The sequence below is a fragment of the Streptomyces sp. 2A115 genome, assembly GCF_052245575.1.
Lineage (GTDB): Bacteria > Actinomycetota > Actinomycetes > Streptomycetales > Streptomycetaceae > Streptomyces.
In genome coordinates this window covers 30147-51015 of sequence record NZ_JBQQCG010000086.1, presented here as the reverse complement: position 1 = coordinate 51015, position 20869 = coordinate 30147, and the positions used below count along the sequence as shown (strand labels likewise).

Sequence of the window (20869 nt, the reverse complement as noted above, 5' to 3'; positions counted from 1 at the left end):
GAACCCGCGAGAACGCCCACGCCAGACGATCTCGTGCTAACGATCAGGCCACCTATCAGCGTGAGTACCTCACCGGCGCATCACACCAGCCCCACTGAACTGCGGAAACGAGCTTGGCGCAGCCTCAGTGACGACGATGAAGGCGGCCCAGAAGAGGGCTCAGGCGAAGGTGGAGTACAACGCGTTCCTGGCAGGGTGCCCCAGCCGGCAGCTGCTCGACCGAATCTCGGACAAGTGGGTCGTCCTGATCCTGTGTGCGCTGGGCGGCGACAACAGCCCCGGCCGGCCCGGTGCAGCACACGCAGAGGCTCCGAAGGCGATGCGTTACTCCGAGATCTCTCGTCTTCTGGCCGGGGTCAGCCAGAAGATGCTGACCCAGACGCTACGGTCGCTGGAGCACGATGGTCTGCTCACCCGTACCGTGACGCCAACCGTCCCTGTCACCGTCTCCTACGAGCTGACCGACCTCGGCCTCTCGCTCCACCACATGACGCGCGGGCTCAGAAACTGGGCGCAGGCGCACATGGCCGAGGTCCTCGCAAACCGCGAGAACTACGACGCTCGCACCTCCTGACGGCCTCACATCCAACCGGCCAACAGCTCTTTTGAGCTCAACAAGGTCGCGGCTGTGAACCAGAGGCGGTCTCGACCGCCGCCTTTCCCGTATTCCGGTGTGCGCGGCGGCTGTTCCTTGTGGGGCAAACGACCGGCACACTCAGCGACCGGGCCGGGCTACTGTGCCCGTCGTACGGGGCGGCACCGGCCGTGGCGGTCTCGCATGGCCTCACCCGCAGGGCGACCCTCGCCTGATGCAGCGTCAGCTTGAGGCGGTGCACGACTGACAACGTTCCCTGCACGGATGACAAAGTCCGAAGCCCACGATGATCCTAAAGTCCGTGGATGAGGCCAGCGAAGGGGGGAGCTGGCGGACGTCCCGGCGGTCGGTCTCCTACGGGGTCATGCGTCTGACCACAATTAAGGACTGCGTGGTGTCGATCCTCGCCCCTGTCAGTTACCTACGAACTGGAGAACCGTGAACAGAAACCGTTTCAAGGTCGGCGCCATCAGTGCCATCACCGGCGTGATCTCGACGCTGCTGGTTGGTTTGACCGCGAGCCCTGCCTCTGCCGCCACCCCCGAGTGCAACACCGCCAGGATCTCGACGCTCGCCGCAGACACCCCCGGGCGGTATTTCTACCTGCCTGCGTTCTACCTCGGAGGGGGCGCCAACTACTACTGCTGGATGGCCAAAGGATCCGACAGCTCCGGAGTCAGAGCGCTTCAGGCGGCGATCAACCATTGCTACAACCACATCCCTAATCTTGTGCCCGATGGCATCTACGGGGACGCCACCAAGGCAGCGGTACGCGCTGTTCAGACGCAGCACCGAATCCACGTAGACGGCGAGTACGGCCCCGACACCTACTCCGCCATGCTGCTTCCGTTGTATCGGACTGTCGACAATAGGTTCTCCGGCGCCTGCAAATAGGATCTATGCGGATATCGCCAGCGTTGGCTGAAGGACCCTCCTGCGCGCACCATCGGGCGCGAAGCTTCGCCCGTGTGGGTGATGCCGTTCATGGAGAGTCCGCGGGACGCTCCGCAGAAAGCCTTGAAGACCAGAAGACCACTGGAGAGCCCGGTTCGCGTTGCGCGGCCGGGCTCGCGTCGTGAGGCGGCGCGGTCGCCTCCAAGGCAACCGCGCCGCCCCGGCCCGGCCAGCAGTGCCTCCCAGCGCTCTGTCAGTGTGGGGTGAAGGCGTCGGCTGTCAGGGCGCCGTCGTCGTCCATGCGGACCCGGTCGGCGAGTTGGGCGAGGATCTGCTCCGGGCCAAGGCCGGTGCGGGCGGCAATCACGCGCAGCCGGCGGCTGGTGTCCGCCGGCAGCCACACCTGCGCCTTCAGCTCATCGCGGGCGTCCTGCCGCTCCTTTTCCCATGCGGCACGGCGGGCGATGGTCTCCTCCCGCTGCGCGTCGCGCTCCTGTGCCCACGTGCTGCCCTGGACGTCCCGTTCCGGGGCATAGACCGGCCAGTCATGGGCGCCCATCAGGGCCCGGATCTTGCAGGCCATCCGCAAGCCCGGCAACAGGGGGAAACCGTCACGGGAACCGCTGGTGTGGCCCAGGGCTCTGCGGGAGGGCGTCGCCGAAGACGAGCACTTCCGCAACACCCCCCAGTACCCCGTCGACGACGGCGGACTGGACGATGCCGACTGGCACCGGCAGCAACAGGAGGCCGACATCGTGCACCGCCTCCTCGGCCTGGTCGGCTACGCCGCGAACCCGAGGAACATCGACCTGTCCGACCTTACGGACCTGGCCGCCGCGATCTCGGATCTCCAGAGCGAGTCACAGCAGGCGGCAAAGATCCGCCGTTGATCAATAGGGAGGGTAAGGAGAAGATCGCGTTGGTCACGTTGGAGCTGCCGAAGAGGTCGAACAGCGGCGAGCCGTCGACGCAGCCGGTGAGCCGCAAGCGCCGATGGCACGGCACTGATCGAAAGCGCCCGGACGGACCGAGCCGCTCGGCGACCTTGGCCAGGGTGAGGAGCCGGCGGAGTTCCAGCACGGCCTGCTGCCGCATGGCCTTGGTCTGGGGGAGGGGCCGCGGTTGATGGCAGGTCCAGCGCAAAAGAGTTGGCCGGTTTGCAGCACGCGCACTAGCGCAGGAAGGGGAACGCATGTTCGATGTTCAAAGTAGTGAGTACGGCGCGTGCGTCGGATGGTTGGATGCCAGTACCGGTGGTGCGGCGGTTCGTTGGGCATACAGCGGGCCGCGGCTGCGCCGTCGGGGATGAGGCTCGGTTCGAGGGGATGGAGGGCCGGCCGGTGAGTGACCGCAGCGCGATCGAGTGGACCGAGGCGACATGGAACCCGACCACGGGATGCGACCGCGTCTCGCCGGGGTGCGACAACTGCTACGCGTTGACGCTGTCGAAACGACTGAAGGCCATGGGCTCACCGAAGTACCAGGCCGATGGCGACCCGAGAACCTCCGGGCCGGGCTTCGGCCTGACGGTGCATCCGGATGCCCTGCAGGTGCCGTACGGGTGGAAGAGGCCCACGGACGGTATTCGTGAACTCCATGAGCGACCTCTTCCACGCGCGCGTGCCGCTCGACTACGTGCGCCGCGTGTTCGACGTGATCGCGGACACCCCGCAGCACACCTACCAGGTCCTCACCAAGCGGGCGCGGCGGCTGCGGCAGGTCGCCGACCGGCTGGAGTGGCCGGCAAATCTGTGGATGGGCGTGTCCGTGGAGAGCGCGAAGGAACTGCCGCGCGTCGATGACCTGCGGCAGGTTCCTGCGGCGGTGAAGTTCCTGTCGTGCGAGCCGCTGCTGGGACCGCTGGACGGCCTGGAACTGACCGGCATCGACTGGGTCATCGCCGGCGGCGAGCCGGGCCCCGGGCACCGGCCGCTGGACGAGGCGTGGGTGACGCAGATCCGGGACACCTGCCAGCAGGCCGGGGTGTCGTTCTTCTTCAAGCTTCTCTGCACCAGCAGGGCGCATACCAAGGAGATCGTGAGGGACCATCGCTCGAAATTGCCGAGGGTCAGGACCGTCACTGTGCGAACAGGCCGGTCACAACTGCGTCCAGCCAGTTGCGTCCTGCGACATCGGGGAGAGCCCGAGCTCTCGGCGTGTGGCGGCCAGGAAGTCCCGCTCAGCAGCCCAGAGTGCCTGAAACTCCTCCGGCGGTATGTTGCCTGCGTCGTGTGTGGCACGGGCTGCGGCGATCCTGCGCGCACGATGTACGAGCTGGTCGGCGGCGTTCACGGTCGCGGGCCGCTCGGACACGAGACGGGTAGACGTCTTCGTGGCTTCCATCCGCTCCATGTACGGGCGCCCGAGTTCATCGAAAAACGGCATCATGGCTCCGGGACGCGTCGGGTGCGGGACGGCCGAGATGTTGGCGGCAGGGTCCCGAGTGAAGCCCACGTATTCGCGATACGCCGTAAGGAAGTCGCGGTAGACAGCGAGTCGAATGTCCCTCCACTGACGTGCATGCTCACGCTGCCAAAGTCGATCTTGGTTTCGGGTGGACAGCCAGCCACCGAGGATCACGGCGAGCAACGTGACCATGGCCGTGATCCCGTTGCTAACGAGGTTCACCGGCTTGAGTCTCCTTTCGCGAGCGGGCGTTGGTATCCGAGAACGCTCGGTTGCCGTTGGACAAGGTGGTGCAGCTTGTCAGGTTCATCAAGTCGCCACAATCCGTGGAGTACCCGATGAGCTCTGTTACGAGGATCGAGTGGACCGAGGTCACGTGGAATCCGACGACGGGATGTGACCGGATTTCGCCCGGGTGCGACCACTGCTATGCGCTGACACTGGCCAAGCGGCTGAAGGCGATGGGGCAGGCCAAGTACCAGTGCGATGGTGATCCGCGGACCAGCGGTCCAGGGTTCGCGCTCACGGTTCACGAGGACGCCCTGTTCGAGCCGCTGCGGTGGCGTCGGCCACGCAAAGTGTTCGTGAACTCCATGAGCGACATCGGCCATGCCCGGGTTCCCACGGCGTTCGTGGCCCGGGTCTTCGCGACGATGGCGATGGGACCACAGCACCAGTTCCAGGTGCTCACGAAGAGGCCCCGGCTTCTGCGCCGCCTGCTGGAGTCGCAGAAGTTCGTGGATGTGGTCTGGGCGGAGATGGAGCGGTTGTCGTCTGACGACACCGTTCCGCTGGCCAGGTCGGGTCACGTGCCATCCGGGTTGCCGCGGTGTGCCGAAGATCGTGCAGCGTCCAGTTCGTGCCCAGCTGCTCGCCGGCGCGCTGGAGATCTCGCGCCGCGAGCTCGAGGCCTGCGCGGGCGTCACTCAGCGCAGCTGGAGCACGCTCCGGACGCCGGCGTGGTCGGAGGGCCACAGGCCTGAGGGGGTGCGGTCGGCCTGTGTGTCGCCCACCCGGTTGCTCGTCAGTGCGGTGACGCTGCCGCGGAAGAGCACGTAGTCGATGCGCTGGGCGAGCTTGGAGGTGGGGTTGCGCAGGTCGGCGGCCTGGCAGCAGGTGAAGCCGGGATTGCGGCCGCGGGTGGCGGTCCAGGCGTCGGTGAAGCCGGAGGCCAGCAGGTGGTTGTAGGTCTGAGTGTCGGTCCCTGGTTGGGCGCCGACTCCGCCGGCGGCCGAGTTGAGGTCACCGAGAAGGACGGCAGGAAGTCCCGTGTCCAGCGGGCCGGCGAGCAGTTCGCCCGCCTGCGCCTCCTGGACGGTGCGGGAGAGGGGGTCCAGATGGGTGGTGACCACCCGAGTGGTGCGCCCGCGCACGGTGGCATCGGCAGCGACCCAGCCGCTCAGGAACCGGAGGGGGGCATTGGGCGGGCAGCCCAGCACCGGGCGGCAGATGGGCACGTGGTTCTGGAACTGCGCCGACTGCGCGTTGGCCACGGAGAAGACATGCGCAGGCAGGTCGGTGCGGGCCAGGAGTACGTCGCGGTCGGTGAGGCGGATGTCCTGCAGGCCAACGGGTGTGGACCGCGGTGCCTCGAAGTCGCTGAGGTCGACCGTGGCCACGGCCGCGTAGTGCTTGCCCCGGGTGGAGAGCTTGTCGAGGAGGATCTGCAGGAAGTCGTACTCGATGTGGGTGGCGCTGCCCGGTCCGGCGAGGGTCTGGCTGCGCCAGAGCACGGCTTCCTGCAGGCCCACGAGGTGGGGGTCGCTGTCGGCGATCTCGTCGGCCAGGGCCTCGGCGCGCTCGGGAAAGTTTGTCGCCTGGACGTTCGCGTACGCCGCGGTCACCGCGGCGACGAGCGCCTGTGGGCTGGTGGCGGCGAGGACGGGCGCGAGATCGGCCCCCTGGTAGAGGTTGCGGGTCATGACCCGCAACGTGGCCGGGGACTCGGAGGCCGAGGCCGCGGTGGGTGACCCGGGTGCGAGAAGCAGGATCGCGCACAGAGCGGATGTGAACCAACGGCGAGTCATGCAGGCAGACCTTTCGACGAAGAGCGAGCGAAAGCGCGCATCTTCGGCGAAATCTAAGGCGGTCAGCGGGACGTGGCGATCCAGGTATAGGCCGTCCGGCCGATGCACTTCGCAGGCGAATCGGGTGAGTGTTCAACGGCGACCCCCGGCCACACACACCTCACTTGCGTGCAATTCGAACTCACCGGCCCCCGCCTGATCCTGCTCGCCGGATCCGCCCGCTTCACGCTGCCCACCCTGCCGATCGAGGAATACCCGCAGCTCCCCGAGCCCGGACCCGCTTCCGGCACCCTGTCCGGCGAGATGTTCGCCGAAGCCGTCAGCCAGGTCGCCAGCGCGGTCGGCAACGACACCGCCCTCCCGACCCTCGCCGGTATTTCCCTCGCACACGACCAGCAGGCAAGCCAATACGTGAGCTCATCGACGACCGGCGCCTCCTCGAAGCCCGACGCCTGCTGGGAGGCGCCCGATGGGACGTCCGATCCGTCGCCGCCCACCTCGGCTTCGCCGACTCCGCGAACTTCGGCCGCTTCTTCCGCGACCGCACCGGCCTCACCCCGGCCGCGTTCGCAGTCCGGGACGCAACGCGCGGGTAGGTCTACCAACTGGTCTGGGGTCACACCCAGTTGGGGATGTGCTCTTCGGCGTAGCGGGCGCCGAATCCACCGTTCGGGAGGATCTCGTGGATTGCGGCGAGATCGGCCTCGGTGAGGGTGACGTCGGCGGCGTGGGCGTTTTCCTCCATGCGGGCGGCGCTTCGGGTGCCCGGGATCGGGACGATCTGCTCGCCCTGGGCGAGCAGCCAGGCCAGCGCGAGCTGGGAGACGGTGATGCCCTTGGCCGTGGCCAGCTGGCCAAGTCGCTCCACGGCTTCGACGTTCTTCTCGAAGTTGCCGGGCTGCCAGCGCGGATTGGTCTTGCGGAAGTCGGTGGCGTCGTACTCTGCCGCGGGCTTCGCGGTACTGGTGATGAAGCCGCGGCCGAGGGGCGAATAGGGGACGAAGCCGATGCCGAGCTCCTCAAGGACCGGGAAGAGCTGCTCGACGTCGCGCTCGAAGAGCGAGTACTCGGTCTGCAGGACCGAGACCGGCTGGACGGCGTGTGCCTTGCGGATGGTCTGCGGGCCGGCCTCGCTGAGGCCGAAGTACTTGACCTTGCCCGCGTCGATCAGTTCCTTGACGGTGCCCGCGACATCCTCGATCGGCACGTCCGGGTCGACGCGGTGCTGATAAAGGACGTCGATCTGGTCGACACCGAGGTGGCGCAGGCTGTTGTCGGTGACCTTGCGGATGTTGTCCGGGCGGCTGTTGAGGCCCAGGCCCTGCTCGGTCTGCGCGAAGCCGAACTTGGTGGCCAGGACCACCTCGTCGCGGAAGTCGCTCACCGCCTTGCCGAGCAGAACCTCGTTGTTGCTCGAACCCCAGCCGTAGACCTCGGCGGTGTCGAAGAAGGTGACGCCCAGGTCGTGGGCGCGGCGGATGGCGGCAACGCCCGCCTCCTCGTCACTGGAGCCGTAGCCCTGGGTCAGGCCCATTGCGCCGTAGCCGATCGCCGAGACGGTCAGGCCCTGGGTGCCGAGTGTCCTGTGCTGCATGCCAATCTCCTCATGTCAAACCAAACGGTTCTGTTTGGAGCGTACGCTGATCGTTTTCCAGTGGCAAACCAAACGGTTTGGTCGGGTAGCGTGGAGGCATGAGCCCTTCCACCCGCGCAGACTCGGTCCGCGACCGCATCGTGAGCGCCGCCAAGGCCGAGTTCTCCCAGCACGGGATCGCCGGGGCGCGGATCGACCGGATCGCCAAGGCCGCCAGGACCAGCAAGGAACGCGTCTACGCCTACTTCTCCAGCAAGTTGGCCCTCTACCGGTTCGTCTCCGCGCAGGAGCTGGCGGCCGTGGCCGAAGCGACCCGTATGGACCCCACCGATCTGCCCGGTTATGCCGGCCGTCTCCATGACTACTTCACCGGTCACCCCGACCGCTTCCGGCTCATGAGCTGGGGGCAGTTCGAACTCGACGCCGGTGACTCCCTGCCCCACGACCCCTTCCGGGAATCGGTGGCCCGCAAGATCGAGCAGATCCGCGAGGCCCAGGAAGCCGGCCAGCTGGACGCCCGCTGGGACCCGGTCGACATCCTGGTCCTCGTCCACCAGATCGCCACCGCCTGGGCTGCACAGCCTGACCTGCTGCCTCCGTCCGGCGATGACCGCGCTGTGTTCCTGGTGGCGCGGCGAGCTGCCATCGTCGCGGCTGTCGAGCGCCTGTTTCCCGCGATTGTGAACTGAGAGGTTCCGCGAGTTCTTGAAGCGGCGCCACACGGGATCGAGGCTCGGGCGAGTAATCGAGCTCTGTCGCATCTCGCGTTGTCGCACCGCTCACCGGTCAAGAGCCCGCCGGATGAACTCCTCGCGGGTCGCGTTGGAGGCACGCGACACAGCCGCATCACCCACCGACATGTCGGACCCGTGGAAGCCTCCGCCCCACATGTGGAAATCGACGCTCACGCCCGCCTCGGACAAGCGGCCGGCGTAGATCAGGATCTCGTCGCGGAACCCCTCCGCCGAGCCGGTGTCGATGTACGTGCGCGGCAGCCGGCTGAGGTCCTCGGCGCGGGCCGGCGCGGCGTACTGCGACACCTCCGGGCCGCCGCGCCGCTCGCCCAGTACGGAGGTCCACGCGTACAGGTTGCTGTAGCGGTCCCATACGCCCTCGCGGTCCACCATGCGACTGCTGTGCGTCTCGAAACGGTCGTCGAGCATGGGGCAGATCAGAACCTGGTGGCTGAGCTGGGGAAAGGCGCGGTCGCGGGCGAGCAGCGCGGTGCCCGCCGCGAGGCCGCCGCCACTGACTCCGGCGATCAGGAGCCGCTCGGGGTCGATACCGAGCTCGGCCGCGTTCTTCGCCATCCACACCAGCCCCGCGTAGCAGTCCTCGACCGGCGCGGGATCGGGGTGATCCGGCGCCAGCCGGTACTCGACCGACACGATGACCGCACTCCCATCGATCACATGGGGAAGGAGATGACTCACGTGGTCCCGGCGTCCCCCCATGATCATCCCGCCACCGTGGAGGCTGAGGATGCCTCCCTTGGGACCTCGGTCCTCGACGGGGCTGAGAATCAGCACAGTGATGTCCGGCGCGCCGTCCGGCCCGGGTACCTGGCGCTCCTCCACCCGCACTCTGCCGCCCGCCGTCAGAGCCTCCGAGTCCAGCCCAGGGGAACCCGCGGTGATCTGCCCTCGGATCTCTGCCAGGGTCGCGTCCGACAGGGCCGGAAAAACAGCTCCCCGCGCCTCCTCGACGGGCGCGAGGTCCGGGTCCAATGGGGGCCGGGTGGTCAGGGCACCGAAAAAGTTTGCTGCTGTCTGGTCTGCCATCTGTTCTCTCCTTCGGGGGAAAAACGACGGGGAGTAGGTGAACCTCATCCTCGGATGCGGCGCAAGCTCGGGTGAGTGCACGTCACGGACAACTCGGGCGCGCTGTCTTCACTCCTCCGGCCGTGATGATTCTTCGTGGGCGTCGGCCGGTCAGCCGCGTTGCCGGCGGGCACGCAGAGCGGCCCAGTGGCGCAGGCGCTCGGTGATCTGGGCTTCGTAGCCGTTGCGGGTGGGCTGGTAGTACGTCTCGCGGTCCATGCCGTCGGGGAAGTAGTCGTCACCGGAGAAGCCGTCGGCTGTGTCCGGGTCGTACTGGTAGTCCTTGCCGTAGCCGAGGTCTTTCATCAGTCGGGTCGGGGCGTTGAGGATGCGGGCGGGTGGCATGAGCGAGCCGGTGTGACGGGCTGATCGGTGTGCGGCGTTGAAGCCGCGGTAGACGGCGATGGACTTGGGGGCGGTGGCGAGGTAGACGACGGCCTGGGCGATCGCCAACTCGCCCTCGGGGGAGCCGAGTCGCTCGTACACGTCCCAGGCGGCGAGCGTCTGCTGGATAGCGTGTGGGTCGGCCATGCCGATGTCCTCGTTCGCGAAGCGGACCAGGCGGCGGGCTACGAACAGGGGGTCCTCGCCGCCGTCGAGCATGCGGGCGAGCCAGTAGAGGGCTGCGTCCGGGTCGGAGCCGCGCATCGACTTGTGCAGCGCGGAGATCAGGTTGTAGTGGCCCTCCTGCATCTTGTCGTACAGCGGGGCCCGCTGCTGGATGTGACGGGCGAGCCCGGCGGTGTCCAGGGTGGTTTCGGTGTCCGGGAGAGCTTGGAGCTGTTCGGCCATGTTGAGGAGGTAGCGGCCGTCGCCGTCGGCCATGGCGATCAGGGCGCGGCGGGCGTCGTCGTCCAGGGGCAGATGGTGGCCGGTGAGCTGCTCGGCGCGGTCGAGGAGCGCGGTCAGTGCGGCTTCGTCGAGGCGTTTGAGGACGAGGACCTGGGTGCGGGAGAGGAGGGCGCCGTTGAGTTCGAAGCTCGGGTTCTCCGTGGTGGCGCCGATCAGGGTGACGGTGCCGTCCTCGACGTAGGGCAGGAAGCTGTCCTGCTGGGCACGGTTGAAGCGGTGGATCTCGTCGACGAACAGCAGGGTGCCCTGGCCGATGCCGCGCCTGTTTCGTGCGGCGGCGAAGACCTTGCGCAGATCGGCTACGCCGGAGAAGGTGGCCGACACCGGTTCGAAGGCCAGGTTGCCGGCGTCCGCGAGGAGCCGGGCGATGGTCGTCTTCCCGACGCCGGGCGGGCCCCACAGGATGGCGGAGCTGAGGCGCTGCTGGGCGACCATGCGGCCCAGCGGGGCGTCCGGGGCCAGGAGGTGGTCCTGCCCGACGACCTCTTCCAACTGAGTGGGGCGCAGGCGGTCGGCGAGGGGCCGGGCGGGCTCCTCGCCGAAGAGCGGCAGGGTCGCGTCGGTCGGTTCCATCGGTCTCTCGGGTCGCAGGCGGACGGGTGCGGACGTGTGCGGACGTGTGCGGACGTGGCGAGCCGTGCACAGGGCGCTGACAGGCGTCGGCTCAGCCGCTCGTGGGGAAGCTCGCGGCGTTCATCGGACACCGGGGCGGTCGCGTCGCGGCAGCCGCTCGGCGACCAGGTCGTAGGAATCCTCGACCGCGTCGGTGACCAGTCGCTCGGTGATGCCGGGGCCAGGCCCGAGCGAGATCCAGTGGCGTTTGTCGAGATAGCGGCCCGGTGTGATGGAGGCGTAGCCGTGTACGTGCGCGCGGGCGTGTTCGGGTTCGCACTTGACCGTGATGATCTGATCGTCCGGGTCGTCGGTGACGATCAGGAACACCTTGCCCGCGACCTTGTACACGTCGAGGCCGGGGGTGAAGGGGTAGCCGTGGTTGACGTCGGGGAGGGCCAGCGCCGCCTGGCGGGCGGTGTCCTGGAGCCGGTCACCGGCCGCGCTCACCGGGCCGCCCGCGTGCCGGTGCCGTAGGTGTGCGGGTCGACGGGCCGCTCGGCCCTGGGCAGGTGGGCGACCACGAGCCGGTAGGAGTCGGTGACGAGCTCCCTGACGAGCTCCTCGTCGACGCCCTCCCCGCCCTCCAGGGTGATCCAGTGCTTCTTTTTCATGTGGTAGCCGGGGGTGATGTGGCTGAACTGCTGCCGCAGGGCGTGGGCCTCGCCGGGGTCCGCCTTGAGGATCACGACAGGACGCCCGGGGACCTCGGTCATCAGCATGAACACCTTGCCGCGTACCTTGAAGACCTCCCAGTCGTCACCGAAGGGATGCTCAAGCTGGGCTCCGGGAAGCTCCTCGGCGCAGGCGGCGGCGGTCTTGTGCAGGGTCGTTCCGTTCATGAACGTTTCCTTCATCGGGTGAGCGCGGGCTGGGCACCCCATGACGCGAGTGGCGCGCCGCGCGGTCGTGGCGGCACCTCCCACTCTCTCCCCGAAACCGATAGAAGGTGCAGTAGACTGCGGACACATGATGGTCGATAAGCGACAGCCCAGCCCGAGCGGACAGGCTGAACCGGCCGCGGTTCCGCTGTACGGTTTCCAGCCCCCGGTCGGCACTCCGTACGGCCTGGAGGTGAACACCATCGAGGACTTCTTCGTCCAGCACGACGACTGGCCGTGGAACCCGCCCCGCCCGGTCCGCGCCACCTTCCACTACCTCATCGCCGTCACCGAGGGCGAGCTGCGGCACGACGTCGACCACGTCACGCGGACCGTCGCCCCCGGCCAGTGGCTCTGGGTGCGTCCCGGACACACGCTGCGCTGGCATCCACCCGGCTCCACCCGCGGCCCGTTCATCCTGTTCGAACCGGATGTACTGCGGCCCGACATCGCCCGTCTGCTGTCCCCGCTCACCGCGCACGACGCCCCGGCCGTGCTGAGCCCGCAAGCCGATGACGCCGCCTGGCTCCAGCAGACGGCGCTCCAGCTCCTGGACGAACACCGCGCACTCGGGCGCCGCCCCCTCGACATCCACCACGCCCTGCGCCGCAGCCTGCTCGAATCGCTGCTGCTGCGCCTGACCAACGTCCCAGGCATCGCCCCCACCGGTACGGCCACGGCCGGCACGGGCCGCACCGACAGGTACGGACGCTTCCTGGACGCCCTGGAACTGCACTTCCGGGAGCTGCACCAAGCCGCGGACTACGCCGAGCTGCTCGGCTGCTCGGTCCGCACCCTCAGCCGCGCCGCCCGGGACGCCACCGGCAAGGGAGTACGTGAACTCATCGACGAACGCCGCCTCCTCGAAGCCCGGCGCCTGCTGGGAGGTGCCCGATGGGACGCCCGGGCCGTGGCCGCCCACCTCGGCTTCACCGACCCCGCGAACTTCGGCCGCTTCTTCCGCGACCGCACCGGACTCACCCCGGCCGCCTTCGCCACCCGCGAGGCGAGGACCGGCGCGTGACGCAAACCCGGCGCAGGCGCCTTGCCCGTCAGGAGGAGATGGCTGCCTTCGCGGTCTGGGTGAACGCCCAGTAGGAGTGCCCGACGTGCCACTCGCCGTCGATCAGCCGGTACGCCTCGCGCCGGCCGTGCGGAGGTCGCGTTCGCAGACGGCAAGAACGTTGCCGGAGGGGTCGGTGAACCAGGCGAACCAGGGGCCGTTGGCGCGGTAGATCCCGTCCGAGTCGATCTGCACTCCCTCATACTGGTCGAAATCCACGCCCCGTCGGGTGAGGTCCGCGACAGTACCGGGGAGGTCAGGGACGACGAAGTTGAGGATGGTGAATCGTGCCGGTTGGTGGTTGCGGGAGGCGTACGCGACGGTGCTCGCACCGCCGGGGAGGCGGATGGTGAGCATTGCGTCCCGGTCTTCGACTTGCAGCCCGAGTACGTCGTGGTAGAAGGTGCGGGTCGATTCCAGGTCGGTCACGGTGAAGGAGCTGTAGGCGTCGGTTGCGGTGTCCGTGATCATGGGATCCTGACGTTCGGTCATTCGGGTGCGCTGGTGTCGCGAGGCGTGTCTCTGAGCAGATCGGTGCGGCTAAGACGACCACTGGCCGGATGCCAGCGGCACAGGCGGGGCCCCGCTCGCCATGCCGGAGGAACCCGGTCAGGCTGGGGACCACAGGCTGCGCCGCGGTCAGGAGGCGATCCTTTCGGCCACGGTCTGGGAGAACGCCCAGTTGGAGTGCACGATGAGCCACTGGCCGTCGACGAGCCGGTAGCCGTGCGTGGCGTTCCAGGCGCGCCGCTGCTTCTCGTTGCCGTCCTCGTCGAGCACGTAGGTCTTCAGGTTGTAAGCCAGGACGGCGAAGTCGCCGCTGTCGCCGACGTGGACCGTCGGGTTGAGGTACTCGCTGCGCACGATGTGCGGGTTGGAGTAGATGGACGACAGCCACGCGACGGTCTTCTCCTTGCCGACGACGATGTTCTCGAGGATCGGGTCGAAGTAGCTCACCTCGTCCGCGAAGCCGTCCAGGTAGCCGCCCGGGTCGCCGACGCTGAAGCGTTCGTTGTACGACTTCTCCAGCTCGATGATGGTCTTGCTGACTACTTCCTTGTCGACGCCCACGGCGTCCTCCCTCTTCTTTGTGCATGCCCCAGCCGGTGCCTGTCGGCGAACCAGGGGATGTGTCTCTTTCAGTCGTCAAGGACGATGACGTGCTTGCCCGGCGTGGTGCCGGATTCGAGGTCGGCCTGGGCGTCTCGGACTTGTTTCAGGCCGTGGTAGACCTTCGCGACCGGGACGTTGAGGCGTCCGGCGGCGATGGCCTGGAGCTGGTGGGCGAAGACGTCGGCCGGCAGGTCGGCGGCCTGACCGCCGTAGGAGGTCAGGCGTACCCCGAAGGGGATCATGAACGGGGTGAAGTCCGGGATGGACCACTGGCCTGCCAGGGCTCCGGTGAAGCAGACGGTGCCGTGCCGGCGGACGGTGCGGAGGGTGTCGGGGAGGACCGAGCAGCCGACCAGTTCCAGGGCGGCGTCGACGCCGTCCGGGATCAGCTCGAGCACCTGGTCGGCGAGGGTGCCGTTGTCGACGAGGGGATGGTCAACGCCCGCAGCCCGCAGTTCCCCGGCCCGGCCGGGGCTGCGGGTGGTGGAGATGACGGTAGCGCCGAGGTCCTTCGCGATGGTGGCCGCGCTCAGCCCGACCGTGGAGGTGCCGCCGCGGATCAGCAGCGTCTGCCCGGCCTTGAGGTCCAGGCCGCGGGTCAGGGATCCGTAGGCGGTCTGGAACATCTCGGGCAGCGCGCCGACGACGTCCCACGGCAGTCTGGTCTCGAACGGGATGACCTGCCCGGCGGGGACGGTGACGTACTGGGCGTACGCGCCGTCGTACGAGCGGCCCATGCCGCCCATCATCGTGGCCACCTGCTGTCCTGGCCGCAGCCCGCTGTCCTCGTCGGCCTCGTCGACCACGCCGACGCCCTCGATGCCGGGCACGCGCGGGTAGGTGACCACCGCGTCCGACTCGCCCTTGCGGGTGGTGACCTCGGACTCGTTGACGCCGAACGCCTTCACCTTGATCCGCACCCAGCCGGGCTTGCGGACCGGCACCGGTACATCCTTGATCTCCAGTGCGTCGAGGCCGCCGGGCCTGGTGACGACGACGGCCCGCATCGTCGCCGGTACGGCGCCGCCGGCTGCTGTCGATTGGCTCATGCCGAGCTCCTTGTTCTGTTCGTCCCCCGGGAATGTGAAAACGGAGCCGGGGCTCCAGGCACAGGTGCCCGGGTGATCATTCAGTGGTGACCCTGCGCCGTTCTGCATCTCGGGATCGCGCGGTGACCGTCAGGGGCGGTCGATGCCCTCCCACAGGTCGAGGGCCTGCTGGTAGTGAGCGGTGGCCTCGAAGGGCGGATTGCCGACGCTTCCCGAGATGGGCCGGTCCGTGACAGCGGGCCACAGCCGGGTCTGCTCACCGGTGACGAAGTCGAGCACGATGTCGCGGATCCGCGTGTCACGCTCGGCCTGTTCGGCGCTGCGGCCCGGCTGTTCCTGCCCGACGAGGGCGTACATCTCGGTGCCGTGCACCGCGGGCGCACCCTCGGCCGGCCCGATCATCAGCAGATGGGCGTTGCCGCCCGCCGCGGCGTGCGCCAGAGCGCCGCGGGCGGCCGGGAGCGCGAAGAGGTAGTCCGCCATAGCCGCGGCGCGGACCTCGGCCGGGGTACGGCCGCCCTGGTCGTAGGCATCGACGATCTTCTGCGCGCGGGAGCGGGAAATACGCCACCCCGCGACCTCGTCGACGACGCGGTCGAGGGTGTGCGGGTCGAACCGGTCCCGGTCGTTCGCCACCCACCACCCCATGTCGTCACTCGCCATGCTCAGCAGCACGTCGACATCACGGTGCGCGCCCGAGGCCAGGACGTCCATGGGATGGGCATGCACCACCGCGCCGGGCTGCCCGATGTCCAGGACGACGCCGGTGGCCTTGTTGTCCACCCCGCCGCGGACTCCGAGGTCCGTCGGGGCGACCTTGCGCAGGGCGTCCCTCAGAGAGACCGCGTCGAGGTCGAGCAGCTTCTCCGGGTTGTCCGCTGCGCCGAGCTCGGTGACGAACAGGTGCGCGAGCTCCTCGGCCCACCAGGCCGAGACGCTACGAGCGGGCCCGCCGGAGAACCCGGCCAGGCGCCGGTACAGGCCGTCGGCGGAGGAGGCGCCGAGCAGACCGAAGGTGGAGTAGGCACCGGCGCTGTGGCCGTAGACCGTGACCTGGTCGGGGTCGCCGCCGAAGTGGGCGATGTTCCGCTTGACCCAGGTCAGCGCGGCGATGACGTCCTGCAGGAAAAGGTTGCTGGCCTCGGCGAGCCGCCCGCCGTATTGCGAGAGCGAGAGCGCACCCAGGGCGCCGAGCCGGTAGTTGACCGACACACCCACCACGCGCCCCGACGCGGCGAGACCGGCGGCGTTCGAGGTGGTCTGCGTGTTAGCGCCGTACTCGAATCCGCCGCCATGGATGTACACGGCCACCGGGAGCGCCTTGTCGGCCGGCTGCTCGGGGGCCCACACGTTCAGGTTCAGGCAGTCCTCGCCCATCCCGCTGTCCGCTTCGAGCCAGTCGCCGCTGTCGGGCTGGACAGAGACGACGCCCTTGCGGTCATAGGGGAGGCCCGGATCGAAGCCTGCGACCACGGGGCGGCGGTATCGCTCGGCGGTGGCGTACGGGATCCCCCACCAGGACCGCACCCCTGGTGCAGTCGGAGCCTTGGGCGCGGTCGCGGTCATGACGTGTCCTTCCAGCGCGGTTCGGGTGTTTCGCGCGGAGTGTCGGCAGCTGGTTGCGAGCGGTGACGTCTCCCATCGTTTCCTGCGATCCGACAAAGCGCCCGGCGGATGGCGGTCACCTGGTGGTCATCAGCTGACACTTCGGCAACAAGATCTCGGTGCAGGCCGGGAACTTCTCCTACCTGGCAGACGGCCGGATCGTCGGCGAACGGCGTCGGCTCGATCTCCTCGGGGTGATTCAGCACATTGCGCCGTACCGGCGCCGTGAACGTCCTAGCGCCGGTGAGCCTTCTGCCGCGGCATTTCCGCTGCCGGCAAGGGCCCGTACTGCGCGGTGGCAGCGGACGAAGGCCCGCACCGGAGCGCGGGCGTCGGCGCGGGTTCACCGCAAGAGGTCGGTCTCTTCTTCTTGATCCGGCGTCTTCGCGCAGACAGTGCCCGCTGCGGTGAGAGCTGTACGCCTTGTCACCGCGACCGGGTGTGGGAGTGCTCGCCCTCCGCGCGAATACTGCAACCCTCGAATACCGACACTCCACCAGTGGGCGACGTCGGCGACCCGCACCACGTCCGCGTCCTTGCCGAGCCCGCGGCCGCCGCGCACCGCCAGGAGCACAAGGCCGCCCTCGTCACCCGCTGACCAACGTCATTGCGCCCGGTTTCAAGCCGGGGTCTCTTCCCCTGCCTGCGGGCGGCCGTCGACACAGGCTCCGGCCGCCCGCAGCGCCATCTGCGCCCACCGGGCGCTATTACTCCATCACTTGAAGGAGAGCACTTCATGCCGGAAGGCACCATCCCACTCGCCCGCCTGCGCGCACGGATGCTGGCCACCGCGTTCAGCAACGCCGACCTCTGGACCCGCCGCAGCGCTTTCCTCACCGACCAGGCCGTCGCCGGGCTCGCCCCCTGCGACCGGGGCGCAGCCGAAACCCTCGACTGCCCGGCCTGCGACGAAGCCCAGGACCAGTGCCGCTACCACGCGGGCTTCTTCGCCGGCATGGAATACCAGCGCGACCTGATCCAGCGGCCCTGACCGACCACACGGCCATCGACCAACTCCAGCAGCGCCACACCGAATTGGAGGCGAGCGCCCGCCAAGCGGCGGCCGCCGACGCGAGCAGCCCCACCACCCAGTGACCGCCACGGCGGCCGCAGGCCCCCGAAGCCCAGCTGTCCCGGCTCCCCGCCAACTCATGGAAGGACCCACGTGCGTCACCAGAGCGTCAGCACCACTTCCCGCCCGCCGATCGTTGTCCTGTGCGGATCGACCAGGTACTGGGAGCAGTTCGCCGAAGCCACCGTGTACGAGACGGCGGCCGGCCGGATCGTCCTCGCACCCGGCTGCAACCTGAAGCAGCCCCACCCGCTGTGGGCCAACCCCGCCCAAGCCGACCGGCTCAAGCGGGTCCTGGACGACCTGCACCTGCGGAAGATCGACCTCGCCGACGAAGTCCTCGTGGTCAACCCGGGCGGCTACATCGGCGCCAGCACCCGCCGCGAGATCGAGTACGCGCGCTCCCTCGGCAAGCCGGTCCGCTACGCCCACCCCGTCTGACGTCACGACAGCGCCTCGGTCCCGTGACCCAGTCACGGGACCGAGGCGTTTTTTGCTTTCCGGGGCGGACTCACATTGCGCGCAAGATCATTCTTGCCCAATTGGGCAAGCGGGCAGACGTCCCCCGGACGAATCCCAGTTGGGCAGCTCTAGTCCGGTACCGGGAGAGTCGTTCACAGCCGCACCGTCCTGTCGCTGCTGGCGGTGGCGAGGAGGTGGCCGTCGGGGGAGAAGGCCACCGACAAGACCCCGTCGGTGTGGTCGGTGTGGGGTTCGCCGATGGGGGTGTGGGTGGCGGGGTCCCACAGCCGCACCGTCCCGTCGGTGCTGGCGGTGGCGAGGAGGTGGCCGTCGGGGGAGAAGGCCACCGAGTAGACCGGGCCGGTGTGGTCGGTGTGGGGTTCGCCGATGGGGGTGTGGGTGGCGGGGTCCCACAGCCGCACCGTCCTATCGTCGCCGGTGGTGGCGAGGAGGCGTCCGTCGAGGGAGAAAGCCACCGCCCAGACCCGGCCGGTGTGGCCGGTGAGAGGGGCGCCAATGGAGGCATAGGTGGTACTAGAGGTGATTGCCGTGGAAGACGGGACTGAGGAGTGTTCGGTTGGTTCGCTGAGCGATTCGTCAACGGCGGAGCACCACCGTCATCCTGCTCACCGCCGTCGTCATCGGCCTCGTCATCGGTGGCCTGACCGCACTCACCGGCGTCCCCGTAGCAGCCGCTGTCATCGCCGGAATGGCCAGCGCCGGCGGCAGCATCCCCGTCCTGCGCACCCTCATCCGGTGACCACCGCCCACACACCACGACAACGCCTCGGTCCCGTGACTGAGCCACGGGACCCTACCTGACCCGTCAGCCAGCACCCCTTCGTGCTCCCGCCGAAGCTCGTCCGTCTCATCGACGATCAGCTCCGGCACAGCACGCCGCGGCATGGCGCCACGGCCGGGCCTAGGTACCTCTTGCCTGGCCAGAGCCCTGGACGCCCGCGAAACCCCCTCGGCCCGGCCGACACCCTGAGACACCATGGTCTGCCTGCCCGCGCGGCTCGGAACACCGCCATGATGGACGCCCTGGTAGACCTGCCGCCCATGGTCATCGCCGACCTGCTCGGCATCCACCCGAAGACAGTCGAACGCTGGGCCCATGCCGCAGGAGGCCGGCGTTCACACAGCGGGTGCGCAGCTCGTCCGAGCCCGGCGACCCCTCACCCTCGAACCCCTGGGAGTCGCCGTGCTGCGCCTGGCATGACCCTGCAAAGTTTGAGGTACCGCGTCGGTCCCCCACCCCGCACACTTCTGACGTCGCCACCCTTCGGCGGCCGACGCGTCCGTTTGAGGGGGAGACGCGTGAAGGGAAAGGACTTCGACTTGCCCGAGGGCGTCGGAGTCAGCTTCTGGCTCTACGACGGCAGCGGCGAGAGCGACTTTGGCTCCGACAGCAGCATCGCGTAACGATTAGTCAACTGGAGGAACACCGTGAGTTTCAGGACCAAAGCGGCGGGGCTCGCAGCGGGAGTGGTGACGCTGACGACGGCGCTGATCGGCAGTGCGGTGCCCGCGCAGGCATACGTTCCCGATCCAGCTTGGGACAGCATGGCCCGGGACACCGACACCTGTCCGTGCAGCGGCGGGGAGCTCACCGACCCATTCGACAACACCTACTTTCGCTACGACGCAGGCGGCTACGCCCAGAAGGCCGAGATGTATTACGACGGCTGGTTCGTCGGCAAGGTCGAGTTCCATCCGTACCAGCAGAAGCTTTGGATCTATGACACCAAGAACGACAGGGACACGTTCTACGTCCAGGTCTTGGTCGACGACGGCGGCGGCTATGTCAACTACGGCTCCTGGAGCGTGGCCGGCACCGATGCGGTGATGGATTACCGGACGATCACGCTCAACGCCGACGAGGGCGACAAGGTGAAGATGAACGTATATGACGACGCCGATCTCGACGACCTGATCCTCCAGTTGATCGGCACCGCCTGACCGGCTCGGTGAATCCGGCGCCCCTGCCGGTCCGGCATCCCGGACTTGCGCAGGAAGTAGCTGTTCACCTGGTCCGGCCACTCGCGGGCCGAGCGCAGCTGCTCCTCGTAGCGCTCCGTCACCCGTGCGTGCCAGGTGGGTGACACCAGGCCCGCGAGGGAGGACCACACCTCCTTCGCGGCCTCGGCCTCCTCGACTCCCTCGTAGTGTGTGTCGTAGATGTGCTGGATGGGTCTTCCCGCTGTGCAGGACGTGCTTGTACGGCACGTGGTGGAAGAAGAGGAGCAGATCGTCGGGGAAGGTCTGCGGTGACTCGTACGTCTCGGCCCATGGTTTCGCGTACGGGCCCGTGTACCCGGTTCCGGTGGCGCGGCTGCGGTCGACGCCCACGCCGTCCCGGTCGGCGAAGTGGTACGTGCCCGAGGGCTGTACTCGTAGCCGTCGACGCTCGGCCCGTAGTGATGGCCGGGCTGCACCATGAAGCCGACGCTGAGGGGGGCGGTGTACTTCTCGTACGTGGCCCAGGAGTCGCCCAGCACGGTTCGCACCCCGGTGCGCAGCCGGCGCCGGGCGGCGGTGTTCGCTGATTCTGTCCGCCAGGACCTCGCAGCCGTCACCGCCGACCTCAGCCTGTCCTCAGCTCGGGCGCAGCGGAGGGGCACATCAACAGAATCAAAACGATCAAGCGTCAGACGTACGGCCGGGCCTCCTTCACACTTCTGAGAGCCCGCATCCTCATTCAGATGTAGCTGTCACGGAAAGACGGTCACAACCTACTTGTCATCGCTGACGTGACCGGGCCGAACCGCCGACGACACCAGCACCGTGATCGAGCGGGCCTCTCGTGCTGGATGTTGCTTCC

22 protein-coding genes and 3 pseudogenes are annotated in these 20869 nt (G+C 68.3%); 12 read left to right on the top strand and 13 right to left on the bottom strand.

The window, feature by feature from the left end; genetic code table 11:
* Positions 1–136: 136 nt before the first annotated feature.
* Together ACTWQR_RS45270 and ACTWQR_RS45265 are read left to right on the top strand one after the other, a co-directional pair.
* Positions 137–574: a winged helix-turn-helix transcriptional regulator gene (locus ACTWQR_RS45270; RefSeq protein ID WP_443233146.1), complete on the top strand. Its 438-nt coding sequence runs from the start codon at positions 137–139 to the stop codon at positions 572–574.
* 459 nt (positions 575–1033) lie between these two features.
* A complete protein-coding gene (locus tag ACTWQR_RS45265) occupies positions 1034–1489 on the top strand; it encodes a peptidoglycan-binding domain-containing protein (RefSeq protein ID WP_443233145.1) in 456 nt (151 codons plus the stop codon).
* Positions 1490–1742: 253 nt separating this feature from the next.
* Here the strand turns inward: ACTWQR_RS45265 and ACTWQR_RS45260 are convergent, their stop codons facing one another.
* Entirely contained in the window at positions 1743–2072 is a 330-nt protein-coding gene (locus ACTWQR_RS45260; protein ID WP_443233144.1) for a hypothetical protein, read from the bottom strand.
* Between the two features lie 43 nt (positions 2073–2115).
* Between ACTWQR_RS45260 and ACTWQR_RS45255 the strand changes: the two genes are divergently transcribed.
* From ACTWQR_RS45255 to ACTWQR_RS45240, 4 genes and pseudogenes are all read left to right on the top strand, one after another.
* Positions 2116–2379: a hypothetical protein gene (locus ACTWQR_RS45255; protein ID WP_443233143.1), complete on the top strand. Its 264-nt coding sequence runs from the start codon at positions 2116–2118 to the stop codon at positions 2377–2379.
* A gap of 309 nt (positions 2380–2688) precedes the next feature.
* Positions 2689–3006: pseudogene (locus ACTWQR_RS45250) on the top strand (DUF5131 family protein); the annotation flags it as partial.
* Between the two features lie 79 nt (positions 3007–3085).
* Positions 3086–4237: a DUF5131 family protein gene (locus tag ACTWQR_RS45245; protein ID WP_443233142.1), complete on the top strand. Its 1152-nt coding sequence runs from the start codon at positions 3086–3088 to the stop codon at positions 4235–4237.
* Positions 4234–4878 carry a DUF5131 family protein gene (locus ACTWQR_RS45240; RefSeq protein WP_443233149.1) on the top strand — a complete coding sequence of 215 codons (645 nt, stop codon included), beginning with the start codon at positions 4234–4236 and terminating at the stop codon, positions 4876–4878. The genes ACTWQR_RS45245 and ACTWQR_RS45240 overlap by 4 nt, the downstream gene beginning before the upstream one ends.
* Here the strand turns inward: ACTWQR_RS45240 and ACTWQR_RS45235 are convergent.
* On the bottom strand, positions 4822–5922 hold the full coding sequence (locus ACTWQR_RS45235) for an endonuclease/exonuclease/phosphatase family protein (RefSeq protein ID WP_443233141.1): 1101 nt from the start codon (positions 5920–5922) through the stop codon (positions 4822–4824). The two genes, ACTWQR_RS45240 and ACTWQR_RS45235, sit on opposite strands and share 57 nt — an antisense overlap.
* 398 nt (positions 5923–6320) lie before the next feature.
* Between ACTWQR_RS45235 and ACTWQR_RS45230 the strand changes: the two are divergent.
* Positions 6321–6518, top strand: a pseudogene (locus ACTWQR_RS45230) (helix-turn-helix domain-containing protein); the annotation flags it as partial.
* Between the two features lie 20 nt (positions 6519–6538).
* On the opposite strand, the gene ACTWQR_RS45225 reads toward ACTWQR_RS45230, so the two are convergent.
* A complete protein-coding gene (locus ACTWQR_RS45225; protein WP_443233140.1) occupies positions 6539–7516 on the bottom strand; it encodes an aldo/keto reductase in 978 nt (325 codons plus the stop codon).
* Between the two features lie 98 nt (positions 7517–7614).
* Here ACTWQR_RS45225 and ACTWQR_RS45220 point away from each other — a divergent pair, with 98 nt between their 5' ends.
* Entirely contained in the window at positions 7615–8205 is a 591-nt protein-coding gene (locus tag ACTWQR_RS45220; protein ID WP_443233139.1) for a TetR family transcriptional regulator, read from the top strand.
* Between the two features lie 90 nt (positions 8206–8295).
* On the opposite strand, the gene ACTWQR_RS45215 is transcribed toward ACTWQR_RS45220, so the two are convergent.
* The 4 genes from ACTWQR_RS45215 to ACTWQR_RS45200 all read right to left on the bottom strand — a co-directional run bounded on the left by ACTWQR_RS45215 (position 8296) and on the right by ACTWQR_RS45200 (position 11642).
* Complete coding sequence (locus ACTWQR_RS45215; protein ID WP_443233138.1) at positions 8296–9297, bottom strand: alpha/beta hydrolase; 1002 nt, start codon at positions 9295–9297, stop codon at positions 8296–8298.
* A gap of 150 nt (positions 9298–9447) precedes the next feature.
* Positions 9448–10761, bottom strand: a complete 1314-nt coding sequence (locus tag ACTWQR_RS45210) for a replication-associated recombination protein A (RefSeq protein WP_443233137.1) — start codon at positions 10759–10761, stop codon at positions 9448–9450.
* A gap of 120 nt (positions 10762–10881) precedes the next feature.
* Entirely contained in the window at positions 10882–11250 is a 369-nt protein-coding gene (locus ACTWQR_RS45205; RefSeq protein ID WP_443233136.1) for an MmcQ/YjbR family DNA-binding protein, read from the bottom strand.
* On the bottom strand, positions 11247–11642 hold the full coding sequence (locus ACTWQR_RS45200; protein WP_443233135.1) for an MmcQ/YjbR family DNA-binding protein: 396 nt from the start codon (positions 11640–11642) through the stop codon (positions 11247–11249). Before ACTWQR_RS45200 ends, ACTWQR_RS45205 begins: the two co-directional genes overlap by 4 nt.
* 127 nt (positions 11643–11769) lie before the next feature.
* On the opposite strand from ACTWQR_RS45200, the gene ACTWQR_RS45195 reads away from it, so the two are divergent.
* Positions 11770–12705: a helix-turn-helix domain-containing protein gene (locus ACTWQR_RS45195; protein WP_443233134.1), complete on the top strand. Its 936-nt coding sequence runs from the start codon at positions 11770–11772 to the stop codon at positions 12703–12705.
* A gap of 102 nt (positions 12706–12807) precedes the next feature.
* Here ACTWQR_RS45195 and ACTWQR_RS45190 read toward each other — a convergent pair whose 3' ends face one another.
* The 4 genes from ACTWQR_RS45190 to ACTWQR_RS45175 all read right to left on the bottom strand — a co-directional run bounded on the left by ACTWQR_RS45190 (position 12808) and on the right by ACTWQR_RS45175 (position 16472).
* Entirely contained in the window at positions 12808–13236 is a 429-nt protein-coding gene (locus ACTWQR_RS45190) for a VOC family protein (protein ID WP_443233133.1), read from the bottom strand.
* Between the two features lie 147 nt (positions 13237–13383).
* Positions 13384–13815: a YybH family protein gene (locus tag ACTWQR_RS45185; RefSeq protein WP_443233132.1), complete on the bottom strand. Its 432-nt coding sequence runs from the start codon at positions 13813–13815 to the stop codon at positions 13384–13386.
* A 68-nt stretch (positions 13816–13883) separates the two neighbouring features.
* Positions 13884–14906, bottom strand: a complete 1023-nt coding sequence (locus ACTWQR_RS45180; RefSeq protein WP_443233131.1) for an alcohol dehydrogenase catalytic domain-containing protein — start codon at positions 14904–14906, stop codon at positions 13884–13886.
* Positions 14907–15035: 129 nt separating this feature from the next.
* On the bottom strand, positions 15036–16472 hold the full coding sequence (locus ACTWQR_RS45175) for a carboxylesterase family protein (RefSeq protein WP_443233130.1): 1437 nt from the start codon (positions 16470–16472) through the stop codon (positions 15036–15038).
* Positions 16473–17247: 775 nt separating this feature from the next.
* Between ACTWQR_RS45175 and ACTWQR_RS45170 the strand changes: the two genes are divergently transcribed.
* Positions 17248–17502 carry a hypothetical protein gene (locus tag ACTWQR_RS45170; RefSeq protein WP_443233129.1) on the top strand — a complete coding sequence of 85 codons (255 nt, stop codon included), beginning with the start codon at positions 17248–17250 and terminating at the stop codon, positions 17500–17502.
* Between the two features lie 174 nt (positions 17503–17676).
* Positions 17677–18024, top strand: a complete 348-nt coding sequence (locus ACTWQR_RS45165; RefSeq protein WP_443233128.1) for a hypothetical protein — start codon at positions 17677–17679, stop codon at positions 18022–18024.
* 173 nt (positions 18025–18197) lie between these two features.
* Here ACTWQR_RS45165 and ACTWQR_RS45160 read toward each other — a convergent pair whose 3' ends face one another.
* Entirely contained in the window at positions 18198–18563 is a 366-nt protein-coding gene (locus ACTWQR_RS45160; protein WP_443233148.1) for a WD40 repeat domain-containing protein, read from the bottom strand.
* A 931-nt stretch (positions 18564–19494) separates the two neighbouring features.
* Between ACTWQR_RS45160 and ACTWQR_RS45155 the strand changes: the two genes are divergently transcribed.
* The gene (locus tag ACTWQR_RS45155) at positions 19495–20007 is read left to right on the top strand and encodes a hypothetical protein (RefSeq protein ID WP_443233127.1); all 513 of its coding nucleotides are present in this window, start codon (positions 19495–19497) and stop codon (positions 20005–20007) included.
* An 8-nt stretch (positions 20008–20015) separates the two neighbouring features.
* On the opposite strand, the pseudogene ACTWQR_RS45150 reads toward ACTWQR_RS45155, so the two are convergent.
* Positions 20016–20669, bottom strand: a pseudogene (locus tag ACTWQR_RS45150) (hypothetical protein); the annotation flags it as partial.
* Positions 20670–20869: the final 200 nt, after the last annotated feature.